Source organism: Paraburkholderia sp. JHI2823, assembly GCF_038900695.1.
In the GTDB taxonomy this organism is placed as follows: Bacteria; Pseudomonadota; Gammaproteobacteria; order Burkholderiales; family Burkholderiaceae; genus Paraburkholderia; species Paraburkholderia mimosarum.
Genome location: NZ_JAYMRY010000010.1, coordinates 124,946 through 138,943 on the forward strand (window position 1 = coordinate 124,946; position 13,998 = coordinate 138,943).

The 13,998-nt window shown below is 61.7% G+C and carries 17 protein-coding genes; 5 read left to right on the forward strand and 12 right to left on the reverse strand.

The genetic code is table 11. The features are described from left to right. Nucleotides 1-54: 54 nt before the first annotated feature. The 10 genes from VSR34_RS14065 to VSR34_RS14110 form a co-directional block, all read right to left on the reverse strand. Nucleotides 55-537: a heme-binding protein gene (locus VSR34_RS14065; RefSeq protein ID WP_042290394.1), complete on the reverse strand. Its 483-nt coding sequence runs from the start codon at nt 535-537 to the stop codon at nt 55-57. Between the two features lies 1 nt (nt 538). Beyond that, entirely contained in the window at nt 539-1,483 is a 945-nt protein-coding gene (locus VSR34_RS14070; protein ID WP_028210919.1) for a catechol 2,3-dioxygenase, read from the reverse strand. Between the two features lie 18 nt (nt 1,484-1,501). Next, entirely contained in the window at nt 1,502-1,858 is a 357-nt protein-coding gene (locus tag VSR34_RS14075) for a 2Fe-2S iron-sulfur cluster-binding protein (RefSeq protein WP_028210918.1), read from the reverse strand. A 1-nt stretch (nt 1,859) separates the two neighbouring features. Beyond that, nucleotides 1,860-2,924, reverse strand: a complete 1,065-nt coding sequence (locus tag VSR34_RS14080) for a 2Fe-2S iron-sulfur cluster binding domain-containing protein (RefSeq protein WP_028210917.1) — start codon at nt 2,922-2,924, stop codon at nt 1,860-1,862. A 125-nt stretch (nt 2,925-3,049) separates the two neighbouring features. Further along, a complete protein-coding gene (locus VSR34_RS14085; RefSeq protein WP_342962726.1) occupies nt 3,050-3,406 on the reverse strand; it encodes a phenol hydroxylase subunit P4 in 357 nt (118 codons plus the stop codon). Beyond that, nucleotides 3,403-3,663: a hypothetical protein gene (locus VSR34_RS14090; RefSeq protein WP_081715918.1), complete on the reverse strand. Its 261-nt coding sequence runs from the start codon at nt 3,661-3,663 to the stop codon at nt 3,403-3,405. Before VSR34_RS14090 ends, VSR34_RS14085 begins: the two co-directional genes overlap by 4 nt. 40 nt (nt 3,664-3,703) lie before the next feature. Next, on the reverse strand, nt 3,704-5,251 hold the full coding sequence (locus tag VSR34_RS14095) for an aromatic/alkene/methane monooxygenase hydroxylase/oxygenase subunit alpha (RefSeq protein ID WP_342962727.1): 1,548 nt from the start codon (nt 5,249-5,251) through the stop codon (nt 3,704-3,706). 37 nt (nt 5,252-5,288) lie between these two features. Beyond that, the gene (locus tag VSR34_RS14100; RefSeq protein WP_028210914.1) at nt 5,289-5,558 is read right to left on the reverse strand and encodes an MmoB/DmpM family protein; all 270 of its coding nucleotides are present in this window, start codon (nt 5,556-5,558) and stop codon (nt 5,289-5,291) included. 41 nt (nt 5,559-5,599) lie between these two features. Further along, the gene (locus tag VSR34_RS14105; protein WP_342962728.1) at nt 5,600-6,595 is read right to left on the reverse strand and encodes an aromatic/alkene monooxygenase hydroxylase subunit beta; all 996 of its coding nucleotides are present in this window, start codon (nt 6,593-6,595) and stop codon (nt 5,600-5,602) included. Continuing rightward, nucleotides 6,592-6,834, reverse strand: coding sequence for a phenol hydroxylase subunit (locus VSR34_RS14110; RefSeq protein ID WP_042290402.1), 243 nt, complete (start codon nt 6,832-6,834; stop codon nt 6,592-6,594). The genes VSR34_RS14105 and VSR34_RS14110 overlap by 4 nt, the downstream gene beginning before the upstream one ends. Nucleotides 6,835-7,129: 295 nt before the next feature. Between VSR34_RS14110 and VSR34_RS14115 the strand changes: the two genes are divergently transcribed. Together VSR34_RS14115 and VSR34_RS14120 are read left to right on the forward strand one after the other, a co-directional pair. Next, nucleotides 7,130-8,851, forward strand: a complete 1,722-nt coding sequence (locus VSR34_RS14115; RefSeq protein ID WP_028231636.1) for a sigma-54-dependent Fis family transcriptional regulator — start codon at nt 7,130-7,132, stop codon at nt 8,849-8,851. Beyond that, nucleotides 8,848-9,627, forward strand: coding sequence for a GntR family transcriptional regulator (locus VSR34_RS14120; protein ID WP_028231635.1), 780 nt, complete (start codon nt 8,848-8,850; stop codon nt 9,625-9,627). Before VSR34_RS14115 ends, VSR34_RS14120 begins: the two co-directional genes overlap by 4 nt. Before the next feature lie 443 nt (nt 9,628-10,070). Here VSR34_RS14120 and VSR34_RS14125 read toward each other — a convergent pair whose 3' ends face one another. Both VSR34_RS14125 and VSR34_RS14130 read right to left on the reverse strand, forming a co-directional pair. Next, the gene (locus VSR34_RS14125) at nt 10,071-10,742 is read right to left on the reverse strand and encodes a hypothetical protein (RefSeq protein ID WP_028210909.1); all 672 of its coding nucleotides are present in this window, start codon (nt 10,740-10,742) and stop codon (nt 10,071-10,073) included. Between the two features lie 21 nt (nt 10,743-10,763). After that, complete coding sequence (locus tag VSR34_RS14130) at nt 10,764-11,702, reverse strand: cytochrome P450 (RefSeq protein ID WP_342962729.1); 939 nt, start codon at nt 11,700-11,702, stop codon at nt 10,764-10,766. A gap of 238 nt (nt 11,703-11,940) precedes the next feature. On the opposite strand from VSR34_RS14130, the gene VSR34_RS14135 reads away from it, so the two are divergent. Genes VSR34_RS14135 through VSR34_RS14145 form a run of 3 tightly spaced genes read left to right on the forward strand, consistent with a single transcriptional unit; the run spans nt 11,941 to nt 13,994 of the window. After that, on the forward strand, nt 11,941-12,252 hold the full coding sequence (locus VSR34_RS14135; RefSeq protein ID WP_028210908.1) for a DUF2282 domain-containing protein: 312 nt from the start codon (nt 11,941-11,943) through the stop codon (nt 12,250-12,252). Between the two features lie 58 nt (nt 12,253-12,310). Then, entirely contained in the window at nt 12,311-13,225 is a 915-nt protein-coding gene (locus tag VSR34_RS14140) for a DUF692 domain-containing protein (RefSeq protein WP_342962758.1), read from the forward strand. Continuing rightward, a complete protein-coding gene (locus tag VSR34_RS14145; protein ID WP_028210906.1) occupies nt 13,215-13,994 on the forward strand; it encodes a DNA-binding domain-containing protein in 780 nt (259 codons plus the stop codon). Before VSR34_RS14140 ends, VSR34_RS14145 begins: the two co-directional genes overlap by 11 nt. The last annotated feature ends 4 nt before the right edge of the window (nt 13,995-13,998 follow it).

Here is a 13,998-nt window from a genome sequence, read left to right on the forward strand (position 1 = left end):
TGTTCGTATTCCATGAAATCTGCGGCTCGCGGCGCGTTGCCATTCTCGCGAGCGTCACGCATTGGCCAGGCCGAGCGAGCGCAATCCAGCCTGCGCGCAGGCGTCGTCCTGCTCCTCGCTGCCACCCGATACCCCTATGCCGCCAATGCGCTGCCCGTCCTCCGTGATCGGCAGCCCGCCGCCAAACGCGACGAATCGCGGTCGCAGCACGATGCCCTGCCGCACGGCCGAGGAATGCGCCTGCAGCGCTTCGCTCCAGCCCCCGGTGGGCAAGCCGAAGCTGACCGCCGTGTACGCCTTGTCGATCGCGATGTCGATCGAGTGCAACGGCGCACCCGGCATCCGCACGAACGCGGCAAGGTTCCCGCCCGCATCGACCACGGCCACGTTTACGCGCACGCCGAGTTGCTGCGCCTCGCGCGCGGCGGCAGCGGCCGCGCGGCTGGCCGCGGGCCAGTCGATCGTGCGTGCCTCGACGCCATGCGGCACGGCATTCGCGCCCTCGTGCGCCGGGCGCGCGCGTTGTCCGGGTGCCATGTCAGGTGTACACCGTAGTGAAGGCTTCGTTGATCTCGCCCGAGTGGAAGAAGATGCCGCGCCCAAGGTGGTCTTCGGTCCACGTGGTGACGGGCCGGTCCGGCTGCGCCATGTAGCCGAGCCCCGCGAAGGTCTCGTTGCGGTTGCCGCTCGGATCGAAGAAATAGATGGTCGTGCCGCGCGTGATGCCATGACGCGTGGGCGCCACGTCGATCTTCACCTTGTTCTTGCCCATCACGTCCGCCGACTTCAGCACGTCGGCCCAGTCGTCGAGGAAGAAGGCGATGTGATGCAGACCGTTGGTCGCGCCGCCGACGAACGCGATATCGTGCGGCGTCGAACTGCGAAACAGCCACGTGGCGGCCTGGATGCTGTTGCCCGGTCCCACCATCACCTGCTCGGCCAGATGGAAGTCGAGGCATTCCTGCATGAAGCGGGTGTTGTCGGCCACGCGATTGACGCCCGTTCCCGGATTGAGCTCGCACATCAGCAGGCAATGGTCGAGCCAGTGAACCGCTGAGCCCTTCACGTCGTCGGGCCAGGGGTCGGGATTGAGCGAGCCGACGTCGGTGCCCACCTGCTCCTTGTAGGCGTAAAGGCGCATTTCGTGACCGCTTGGCAGATTGAATTTCAGCATACGGCCCGTTGCTGGCAGGCTGCCTTGGGGCAGCATCTGCGTGCGCACGCCATACGCCTCGATACGTTCCTGCAAGGCGTCGAGATCGGCGTCCTTCTCCACCTTGTAAGCGACATGGTTCAGGCCCGCCTGATCCGAGGGGCTCAGGACAAGCGAGTATTTGTCCCACTCGTCCCAGCATTTCAGATAGACGTTGCCCTCGCTGTCGCGCAGCGTTTCCTTCAAGCCCAGAACATTCTGGTAATGCTTGAGCGCCGCATCCATGTCCATCACCCTCAGATTGGCATGGCCGATTCGCATCACACCCATGATTGCTCTCCTCCTTCTCTACCCGGTATAAGTTTGGGATGCCTGGCAGGCGAATCCCTTGAAAAACGGCTTTTGCATCCTGCCGGCCACTTCCAGCTCCACATCGCCTTGCGGGGCGATCCGGCATGCGAGCGAATAGCCAGCCTCTTCCTCCTGCACGCTCACATGTGCACGGCTTACCGGTCCGAGCTTCTGAACTTCGCCTTGCAACACCCGAACCTTGCACACGCCACAGCCGCCATTCAGGCATCCGACCGGAATGCCCCGGCGACCAAGCCGCGACATTCCCGCAAGCAGCGACTCCTGTACCGAACAGCGGTAGCGCTCGCCGGTCTGCGCGATCGTCACGGCTACGGTGCGCTCACTGGCGTCCATGTCAAACCCTCCTGAATAGCGGGCTGCGCACCTGCTGAACATCTGCCGCAGAGATGAACTTCTCGTGGTAGATGTCGCTTTCGAAGAGCCGGCCCTGCATCAGCGTGGTGATGCACGCATCGATCATCGCGGGCGGCCCGCACAGGTACGCTTTGTGACCGGAAAAGTTGTTGTCGAAGTGCGCCTTCGCGGCTTCGTGAACGAAGCCGTGCGCAACGGGCTGACCCGAGCCATTGGCACTCTCCGACAGGGCGGGCACATAGGTGAAGTTCGGGTACTGGCGGCTCAGCTCGCGAAAGGCTTCGTCGTAGTACAGCTCCGCCGCGTTGCGCTGGCCGTAGACCAGCGTGATCGGCTCCTTGCAACCGCTTTGCAGCAGATCGAGGATCATCGAGCGTGGGCTCGACAGGCCCGAGCCGCCGGCCATGAAGAGCATCGGCACCTGCGCGGACTTGCGTACAAAGAACCGCCCGTAGGGGCCGGAAAGCTTCACCTTGTCGCCCACCGCAAGCTTCTCGTGCAGGTAGCCCGTGCCGACGCCGCCGGGCACCTGCCGCACGTTCAACTCGATTTCGCCGGTGGCCGCGGCATCGGCCGGCGCATTGGCAATGGAAAACGCCCGGCGCTCGTGCATGCCCGGAATCTCGAGCTGGACGTACTGGCCCGCCTGGAAATGCAGCGGATCGGCAAGTCTCAGATGAATGGCCTTGATCGTTGGCGTGAGCTGAACGATGCGGGCGACCTCCGCCGTGAAATCCTTGACAGGGATGATTTCGGCATCCTGATCTTCCTCGACATCGGCTTCGATCGACGTGTCAGCGGTAAGCGTCGCGCAGCAGGCGAGCGCCTTGCGCTCCTCGCGCTCGAAGTCCATCAGCGCGAACGGGTTGGCTTCGCCCAGATCGACCTCGCCTTCGAGAATCTCGATCTTGCAGGTCCCGCACAGGCCGTGACAGCACGCGTGTGGAATATAGATGCCCTGGCGCAAGGCGGCATCGAGAATGGTCTGTCCTTCCTCGACTTCGATGGTGGCGCCCAGGGGTTCGATGGTCAGTTGATGGCTCATGGTCGATCGATACTTCAAACGTCAATTCCGGCCGCAATGGCGTTTGCGGTCGCACTGTTTGCAACCGGACCGCGACAACGCAGTCCGGTTCGCCGCACATTGCCGGCGTATTGCAGCTGCGCGAATCAGCTACAGGACCCCTTTATGCCCGTCAGGCCCGGCGTGCGAAAGCGGATCAGGTCCTTGTGGCCGATGCCGTTCTCCGCGAGCGTTTTCGCGGGTTCGGGCTGGAACGGCTTGCCGGACTTGAACCACTGCACCGCGCGCCAGTCGATCCTGGCAAAGTCGGGGTGGTAGCCGTAGATGCCCGGCAGGATCTGCTCGGCCAGTGCGCCGAAGGGCGTCTGCGGCGGCAACGGCAGGCAGAACGGCGCCGGGAACATCAGATGGTCTTCCCAGCCAATGTAGAGCAGCGGCGCCGGAAACTTCTCCGCCGTGTCCTGCGGCGGGAAGCTGTAGGGTTTGAGCGCGATAATCGTCACGGCTTGCTCCTTGCAAAACTTGCACTAACAGGAATTTCTCTTAAGGGGGCTTGCGCGGGCGGGAACACACACCAGGCACCGTTCTCGTGGCGAAAGAAGGCGATGGTCAGCGGGCCGGCCATTCGCAGCACTTCGAGCGCTACATAACGCACTCCTTTGGCGGTGCGACCGAATCGCGTGACGCGCAGCGGCCGCGTCGGCGTGGGCCCGAGCCATTTCTCAACCAGCGAACGCAACGATGTTTTCTCTGCATCCATCTCGACACCTGATGTCAGTCAAATGCGCAATACCCGGCGATCAGTTGCTCGTTGCCTGGCCGCGCCAGGCTGCGAAGTTCTTCTGGTCTTCAGATCCTTCGAAGTCCATACTGTCGCGCGGGTTCACCTCGTAGTAGTCGAGCACGGCCGCAAGCGGGTCGAAGCCCTCGCTCGTGGGATCGGTGCCGGGCTTGAAGCAGTTGCCCTGGTAGATCTGGTGAACGGGAAGCCACGACTGCGTGAACTTCTCGGGCTCGTGCTCGAAGATCTCCTTGCAGTGGTCGCTGCAGAAGTGGAAGCGGTTGCCCAGATAGTCTGACTCCCGCGCGCAGATCTTCGTCGCGTCGCCCGGCTCGGTGAAGAACATCGGGATCTGGCAGATCTGGCACAGCATCGGCAGCGTCTTCACGTAGAAGCGCTCGCCCGCCTTCGCGCGTTCGCCCCAGTGCTCGAAACGCGGCCGATAGTGCGCATCGAAGCTATCCGGGTACTTCGCCGCGAGCCACGTCATCTCGTCTTCGCGGGGCAGCCACGTGTGGAACGGGGCAGCCGCGCCGAAGCTGTAGAAGGTGGCCCATGCCTGATGGCTGAGGTGATCCTTGCCTTCGCACGCATCCTTCCAGCCCTTCGGCTCGCGAATGCCATAGCGGGCAAGATCCTTGAACAGCGCGCCGCCGTTTTGCTCCGCGTACATTTCCCAGGCTTCCTTCCAGCTCATCACGCGCTTCGGTTGCATGTAGTCCATCATCATCGCCACGAGCGTGAGCAGCCGGTAGCCACGCCAGAACCACTTGTCGATCCAGCGCTGCACGATCGGCACGTTGTCCGGGTCCTGCTCGAGCATGAATTTGATGCACTCGATGCCGAGCGTCATGTGGCGCGATTCGTCTGACTGCGCAGAGAAGCCGAACGTGACGGTCGACATGTCGCCGTTGTAGGCGGCGCCCGACATGAACGGCACGAACAGCAGATTGGTGAGCACATACTCGAACGAGAAGCTCACGGCGGTGAGGAACTCAAACGGCCCGGCCGTGCACGCGTCCTCGAAGAATGACTTCGGCACCGAGAGATACCAGACGCGGTCGAACCAGTGGTTCGAGTGATGCATGCCGTTGAAGAACTTGTTGTACGTGGACATGGCATGCGTTTCGGTCTGATAGTGACGCAGTTCATCGATTGACTGCATCTGGCACGCCACGCGCGCGCCCTCGCCGGTGAAATGCCGGCCTACGTGCGCAAAACCACGGTGCGCGTAGTACTCGAGCGGTGTCACGCCCTGGATGAAGAGCTTGAGCGCGTTGATGTAGCGCGCGTCGGTTACGCCCAGGAACGCGTTGTTCTGCGTGAATGCGTCAATCACCGCGTAGAGTTTCTTTTCCTTTTCGCCCTGATATTTCCAGTACGCGTCCATCGTTAGACGGAACGGGTCGACCCATTTGTCCCAATCGTGAATCTTGATGCCTTCGTAGCGGTCGAACGGAAAAACCTTCTCCATCGGCTGATACGATGTCTCCCAGCCGAGGCCGCGCGTCATCGCCGCGTAGCGCTCCTTCAAGCCGAGTTTCTTTTTCAGCACAGGCGTGTCCATTTGTGTCTCCTTCCTGATGTAATCCGTGTTGCGTTGTTCAGTGTTTCCAGCTCAGCGTGAACTGGTCGTCGTCTTCGTCGAGATGGCCGGACAAGGTGATCAGATTCACCTGGATCTGCTGCAGATCGAAGCGCGTGCCGATGAGGTTCTCGATGGTTTCACGGCGGATCGTCAGACGCCCCGGGGCATCGATCTTGACCATGCCCGGAGATTCCACCGCGACGGCGTCCGGGTTATCCGCGAGGATCGCCTCGACCACTGGTCTGGACTCCTCATTGGCCTGAAAGGCGATGAATACGTTGGACATCGAATGTTCCCTGTATCAGTTAGTCAGTTTGTCGGCGGGGCTCAGGCGTCGATGCCGAGCTTGGCCAGCCGCGCACGCAATTGCTGGCGTGTTTCGTCGAGCACACTATGGCCGCTCGCCGGGAAGGCCAGCTCCGCGACCGGCAGCAGCGCCGTGGCCGCCTGCTCCTCCCAGTCGTGCACCCATTGGCTCAGCACCGCCTTGTTGTCTTCGGACTCGGCCGCCATGGTCTTGACGACCGCGTCGACCCAGCGGCTCGACTCGTCGTGCCATTCCGGCATGAAAGCGGTGAGCATCGCCACCGCGCTGCCGCCTGCGAGCGCTACGCGCTCGTCGACGTAACGCTCGTACACGAGCGGATACAGAAGTCCGTCGAGCGCCAGATTCTGTGCAACGAACAGTTCCACGGGATCCTTGAGCACCAGCGTGTCTTCCACATAGCGACGCAGCGCCTGCCACGTGCGGTCCACCATCCAGGCTTCCTTCGCCTCGTCCAGGTGCTCAGGACCGGACATCGACAGCGCGAGCCGGGTGAGGTATTGCGCGACGCCGAGGTTATCCATCGCATGAAACATCGCGGGCGCCGTGAACGCCGTGCCATAGCCGATCGCGCAAATTTGCGAGTTGTTCATGTTGGCGCCCCACGCGACATGGCGCAAAGGCACGAGCACGGCCAACGCATGGTTGACGAGTTCGTCGGACATGAGCCCGACCATGCCGCGCGATTCCACGAACTCGAAGTTCGCCTCCATCGTGTCCTGCTGGCGCGCACGCGTCATGGTCCACGACGCGTAGTAGAACTGGCGCGGGTCCTTCAACGCGTACCAGTTCTGCATACGAACGGCGGTACGCCCGGTGTCGAACAGCTCATGCTCCGGATCCCACGTGGGCCGGTAGTGGAAGTTCGCGGAAGGCTGTGCGCCCATGATGCCTTCCTGATAGCGCGAGGCCGTCTTGTCTCCGCCTATGTATTGCGCCACGTGGGCATACGTGTGCCGCAGCGGCTTGATATCCACTGTCTTCAGATCGATGGTCACTGCTTGCTCCTGCTGGTCATGGGTTCACCTTCCGCCGCGAGGCGCACGGCGTTCTGCGCGATGCAGAACTCCTCGAACGCGTCTCGCGGCAGCATCAGTTCGACGCAAAGCTCCGGAATGCCGACCGCGAACTCAAACTCGACGAACCCTCGCGGGTTGATGCCGGTGACCCTGACGAACTTGCGGGTCGTGTCGATCGAGTCGGTATCGGCTTGCGCGGATGCCGGTTGTTTCAGCATGGTGGGTGTCTCCTTCATGCCCGGACTTCAATGCACCATCCATGCCACGAGGCGGCCCCTTCGTCGAGAATCTCGAGAATTAAGGGCAAACACTTAGGTCCGCCGCGTGGTTTTCAGCGAAAATCGAGGTAAACCCGAACCGTGAAACCGCCATTCATCGGCCATTAACACATTGATTTCCAGTCTGTTTTTATGATTTCATAAACGCATACGTCCGCATTTGATGAATTCATGAAATCGTCACCCTCGCCCGCGCTCCAGGAGCGGGAAAGCGGAAAATCTCGACGGAGGAGACATGACGGCACCCCAACCCGCCCCCCGATCCAGCTCACAGCCCGCGTCCTTCCCCGCGGACGCCGACCTTCGGCGCCTGATTCATTTTTCAACCAGCGACGGACGCATCTGGCTGGCCGATCAACGCATGGTGCTGATTCACGCAGCCGCGCTTGGCGCGTTGCGCAAGGAGATGATGGAAAGCGTGGGCCCGGTACAGACCCGCCGTTATTTCATGCGGGCCGGCTTCGCCGCGGGCGAGCGCGACGCGGCGCTCGCCCGCGAGATCAGGAGTGGCGCATCGCTTTACGACATGTTCGCCGTGGGCCCCCAACTCCACATGCTCGAAGGCGCGGTGCAAGTCAAGCCGATACGCTTCGACGCGAACCCACAAACCGGGTATTTTTCCGGCGAGTATCAGTGGGAGCATTCATGGGAGGCCGAGGTCCACACGCGCAACTTCGGACTCCAGACAGAGCCCGTCTGCTGGATGCTCATTGGCTACGCTTCCGGCTATACGAGCGCCTTCATGGGGCGCACCATCCTGTTCAAGGAAACCGCGTGTGTCGGCAAGGGCGATACGCACTGCCGCATCGTCGGCAAACCGCTCGACGAATGGCCCGATGCGGATGAGCTCGCCGCCTGGTTCAAGTCCGAGTCGCTGATCAGCACGCTCCAGAACCTGCAAACTGAAGTCGAATCGCTGCGACTCGAAATCGCACCGGAAGCGAACCGCACGAAGTTGATAGGCCAGTCCGAGGCGTTTCGTTCTGCCTATGAACTGCTCCAGTTGGCGGCGCCCACCAAAGTGACCGTGCTGCTCACAGGCGAAACCGGCGTGGGCAAGGAACGCTTCGCGCAGGCGCTGCACGCATTGAGCCCACGCGCCAACAGGCCTTTCGTAGCCGTCAACTGCGCTGCGATTCCCCATGCGCTGATCGAATCGGAGCTGTTTGGCGCTGAGAAAGGCGCCTACACGGGCTCACAAGCTGCGCGCCCTGGCCGCTTCGAGCGCGCCGAGGGAGGGACGCTCTTTCTCGACGAGGTGGGCGAACTGCCCATGGAAGTGCAGGCCAAACTGCTGCGTGTGATCCAGGAAGGCGAGGTCGAGCGCCTCGGTTCAACCCAGAGCCGCAAGGTCGATGTGCGCCTCGTGACCGCCACGAACCAGGACCTGAGCTGTGCGGTGCGGGAAGGACGCTTTCGCGCCGATCTCTATTACCGGATCAACGTCTACCCCGTGGTCATTCCGCCGCTGCGTGAACGGCAATGCGACATCGAACCGCTGGCGCAGGCCATGCTCGAGCGATTTGCGCGGCTGCACGGCAAGGCAGTACCCACGCTGACCGATCACGCCTGCGAAGCGTTGCGCCGCTATGCGTGGCCGGGCAACGTGCGCGAGCTCGAAAATCTGGTCGAACGAGCGGTCATCCTCTCGCGACCGAATCGGGAGATCGAAGCAAGGGATCTCTTTCCCGGTATCGAATTTCCGGCCGGCGCGTCGGTCGACCAGCGCGGCCAGCTTGCGGACAGCAACGCGACGCAGATAGACTGCCAGGCGCTGCTCGATCAGTTGCGAAACTGCGCCGGCGGACTGGAAGGCCTCGAACGCGCACTACTGCGCGAGGCCGTGGACAAGGCCAAAGGCAATTTGTCCGCCGCGGCGCGCATGCTCGGCCTGACACGCCCGCAGCTCAGCTATCGTCTCAGCCGCGATCAGGACAAGGAGGGGCAGCAGCCATGAACAGAACTCATCCGGCCCACCCGCTCAGCGCAGCCTTCGCAAACGATACGCCGCTGCCCGCACCGGCGTTCCCTACTGCCGAGTCGCTTCACGGCGAAGAATCGAATGGGCTGTCTGCCCGCACGCTCGGCGAGCAGGCTTACCATCAACTGCGCCAGCACATCATCGAAGGTCGTTACCCGCCGGGGACGAAGCTGCGCGTCGAGCATCTGAGAGACGTTTACAACGTGGGCGCGGGCACGCTGCGCGAGGCGCTCACGAGGCTCGTGAGCGACGCGCTGGTGGTGGCCGAAGGCCAACGCGGATTCCGCGTCACGCCCATGTCGCTGGCCGACCTCGAAGACGTCACGCGCCTGCGCATTCATATCGAGGTGGACGCGTTGCGCGAGTCTGTGCGGCGTGGCGACCACGCATGGGAGCAACGCGTGCGCCAAAGCTTCGAGATGCTTTCCACGTTCGAACAACCCGTCTCGGTCGAGAACCGGTCTGCCTGGGAAGTGCATAACCGCCGCTTTCACGAAGAGCTGATTTCCGCGGCTGCCTCGCCGTGGACGTATCTGGTCCTGCGAATTCTCTCGCAGCATGGCGAGCGCTATCGCCGGGTATGCATCGGTCTCGTCGACATGCATCGCGACGTGCACGAGGAGCATCTGCGCATTTTCGAGGCCGCCATGCAGCGCGCCGACGCACGCGCGGCGCTTGCGCTGGAGGACCACATCGGCACGACGCTGACGATCGTGCGGCGGGCTCCGGCGGGCACGCTGCCCTTTGCGTGAACGCGCGACCGGCTGCGCATGCGCGGCAAGCGATTTTGTTCCCGTTCTGCAAGTAATTTGTTCCCAACGGCCGAATCACCCGGAAAGCCGCCTGCCATTGAATGCGCGCAAATCGGCCATACCTGACCTTCAGGTATCGCATCCGTCAGGCGGCAACGAGTCGCTTTGCCGGCGTTCATAGTTCGGCAGCAGCCCCTCAAACCTTGCGGCATCAACAACTGCTTCGGACCATGTACCGCCGCTCAGTTCGTCATGACGCCGACGACCACTACCAGTGCCTTTCGGATTTTGACGCGTTGTCGCCATCCCTCGATGCATCACGTCAGCCGACGCCTTGTAAGCGCGAAACTGCGATTTCGTTAGAATTCGGCGCTCGCAACCCGTGCGTTGCAGCAAGTCATCACGATGGAAACGTCATAGCCGAAGTCCGCAGCGCAGCATGCTCACTCCTGACCCACTCGTACCTGATGCCGAAATATTTTCGACAGGTCTCCAGTTGAGAGCCCCCAACTTTCACAACGGGGCTGCGTCATCTCCGCTTGGACAAAGTCGAGCAACTTCGTCTCCGATATCGCCTCGACAAGAATGACCCATTCATCTGTAGACCGATTTCGGCTCTGACGACTCTCCTCGGTGTCGAGTGACGATGAACCCTTGTCAGGAATCGCGAACGCAATGCTTACGATTCCCGGATGGGAAATGCCCTCGTCCATAACCCAAAGTTCGATCTCTCGCTTCACGCGCTCAGGGTTCGGCGGCATCAGCTGCATCATCATCACGCATGCACCCTCTGCTTGACCGTTACGCGCGATGACCTGATAAGCGGAACGGTGTCCGTTCTGAAAGGTCGGCAGCGTCGCTCGGGTCCAGGGTGTTGGATCATTGAGTCGTTCGATGTAGTCCGGCTGCGTGAGAATCGCCAGACTCGTCACGTCGTACAAGATAAGGTAGCGCGGCTCAGCGGCTTCCCGTGCGAAGCGTCTTCCACGTAGAAAACCCTGAACGTCGAGTCGCTCTGGCAGATGCTCGCGTGTATGCCACACGACAAAGTTTTCGATATCCGTTTCCTGCATGTCGAGCGTCGCGCACGGGATGGCGTGTCCGAACGAGCTCATGCTTTCTTCCTCATAGTTCGATCACCACGCTACGGGAAGCGTCTCGACACCGAACACATTGCCATTGCATTTGAACTCGAGCTGTTCGAAGGGCGCAGCAAGCCATAGCGAAGGCAGTCGCTTGAACAGCGTCTCGAAGACTACCTGAAGTTCAAGGCGCGCGAGCGGTTGCCCCAGGCATTGATGCACTCCGAATGAAAACGCCACATGTGACGCGTGTTTCGTATCACGGCGGATATCGAACCGTTCGGGTTCCGGGAACGCCTCCGGATCATGATTTGCCGCCTGAACCGGCGCGAACACGCCCTCGCCTTTGCGGATCAACTGACCGGCAATCATCACGTCGGCAGTCGCCACGCGGGCGGAGTTCATGTGCGTGATCGAATGGAAGCGCAGCATTTCCTCCACTGCGCCGCGCGCCAGTGACGGCTCGGCGATAAGCGCGGCCTTTTGTTGCGGATCTTGCAGCAGACTCAGCAAGCCAAGTCCAATCTGATTGGCAGTCGTCTCATGACCAGCAAGATAGAGCAACACCGCCATCTGCACGGCGTCCGCATGCGACAGCTTGCCCGGGTTAATCCACTCCAGTGCAAGACGGCTCAATAGATCCTCTCCGTCACCCGGTTCCTGCTCCTTCTCGCGCAGCAGCCGGTCTATGTACTGCTCCATCTCTTGAGCCGATTGCGCGAGAAGCGCCGGACTGATGTCTAGCCTCATGCGGTTGCTGCTCAACAGTTGCAGACGCGCATGATCCTCATACGGAACACCAAGCATGATGGAAATAACGACAGACGGTAGCGGTAGCGCCACATCCCGAATGAAATCGGCCGGCGCACCATTTGCGATCATCTGATCGAGCAATGTGTCGAACGTGGTCTGCACGAACGGTCGCAGTTCATCGATACGTTTCATCATGAATTCTTTCGTCAGCGTCCGCCGATATTGGCCATAAAGCCGCATGCAGCCACGACGTTCGTTGCCCCGGTCCGTTAATTCGTTCGGTTACGCATTCCGGTTACAGCCGGAAGGAATTTTTTCGCAGGAGAGCACTTGCAGTAGATCTGCCGAGCGTCCTGCACCGACTCCCCTCGAAGCTTCACGCAAAAAATTCGATCGGTGTAACCGGCGTTCGAAATCACGCGAATTAGCTGGTGTATCCGCGACGGATACCTCTCATCTCAATCACTGGAGAAAGTCCATGTCCGCAAAGACCACTGTTAGTACCGCCCTGCTCGCAGGCGCCGTTGCAAGCCTGCTGGCTTCAGTCGCTCATGCCGCGCCGCTCACGAAGGAAGAAATGAGCGCCGCCCTCGCCGCTCACAAGGAAAAATGCTTCGGCGTGGCGCTGAAGGGGCAAAACGATTGTGCCGCTGGTCCTGGCACGACCTGTCAGGGCACGTCGACGATGGACTTCCAGGGCAACTCGTGGAAGTTCGTCCAGGGCGGTACCTGCGCGAGCATCGTCGTGCCTGGCGGCGGCCACGGCTCGCTCACGCCGATCAAGTCCTGATCGCTTCAACGAGGAAAGAGAGGGGACGGCTATGAACACTTCCATCCGACCAGCGCCGATGCCCGGCCGTCCCCTCCGCACGGCGCCCAGCGCGGCCGGGCTCGCGGGCACGAGCTTCAAGCATGAACATCTTGCGGCGATTCTCGAACACGGCCTGCCGGACGGCTTCTTCGAGGTACACGCCGAGAACTATATGGGCGCCGGCGGCCCGCCGCACCGCGCATTGAGCGCTATCCGCGAGCGCTATCAGGTCTCCCTGCACGGCGTATGCATGTCGATCGGCGGACCGAACAGGCTCGACGCCGGCCACCTCGCGCGCTTTGGCGAACTGGTCGCGCGCTACGAACCAGCGCTCGTTTCAGAACATCTCGCTTGGTCCTCGCACGGTGGTACGTTCTTTAACGATCTGCTGCCACTGCCTTACACGAAGGCGACACTCGACAAAGTCTGCGAACACATCGATCAGGTGCAGGAAGCCATTGGACGTCCGATGCTGCTCGAGAATCCGTCGACGTACGTAGCGTTCGCGTCGTCGACGATGAGCGAAACGGAGTTCATCCGTGCGGTCGCGCAGCGCACGGGCTGCGGGCTGCTGCTCGACATCAACAACGTTTTCGTTTCGGCGACCAATCACGGTTTTGCGGCAAGCGCTTATCTCGCGGATTTCCCTCTCGAATACGTCGGCGAGATTCACCTGGCCGGCCACAGCGAGCAATACGATGACGAGCACGCGCCGCTACTCATCGACAGCCACGACCGCACCGTCGCCGATCCGGTATGGGCGCTCTATCGCGAGGGAATCGCGCACACCGGGCCGATGCCGACGCTGATCGAATGGGACAGCCAGTTGCCTTCGTGGCCCGAATTGCGCGCACAGGCGCTGAAGGCCTGGCGAATTAGCGCCGAATTCGCGGCATTCTATCATTCGGAGTCCAACGTATATTACCCGGAGTGCACCGACCATGATGCTTGAGCAATACACGAGCGACTACGCAACGGCCTTTTCGCCGGGACTGACGAACCCCGAACTTGCCACGCCGCAAGACGTCGTCGCCGCGTCCGGCAAGGGCGTCGTCAAGCGCTACAACGTCTATCGCAACAACGTCACGGTTAGCCTCATCGATGCGCTGGCTGCGATCTACCCCGCCGTGCAGCGCATCACGGGAGTCGATTTTTTCCGCGCGATGGCACGCTTTCACGTGCGCGCCACGCCGCCGGCTTCACCGCTGCTCTTCGAATATGGACGCGATTTTCCGTCGTTCATCGAGAGCTACGAGTACGCGCGCGACATGCCGTGGCTTGCCGATACGGCACGCATCGAGCGCGCGTGGCTCGACGCTTATCACGCAGAGGACGCCGCCCCGCTCGCGGCCGAAGCATTCGCGAACATCGATCCAGGTTCGCTCGCGCACGTGTGCTTTGTCCCACATCCGGCCACACGCATCGTGCGCTCGCGCTACCCGGCGGTCGCGATCTTCGCGCTGAACCGGGGAGTCGGCCCCGTCACCCCGCTGCATTCGAGCGACGCAGAAGACGCACTCGTCACACGGCCCGAATACGACGTAATTGTCTCGCGCCTGCCCGCGGGCGGCGCAGCGTTTCTCCTTGCGCTCATCGAAGGCCTGCCGCTAGGCGCCGCTGCACAGGCGGGCTTCCAGGAGAGCGACACCTTCGACTTACCGGCCAGCCTGGCCGCGATGATTTCGGCCGGCGTGTTCGCCGCCGTTCAACCGGGAGCGTAAACAT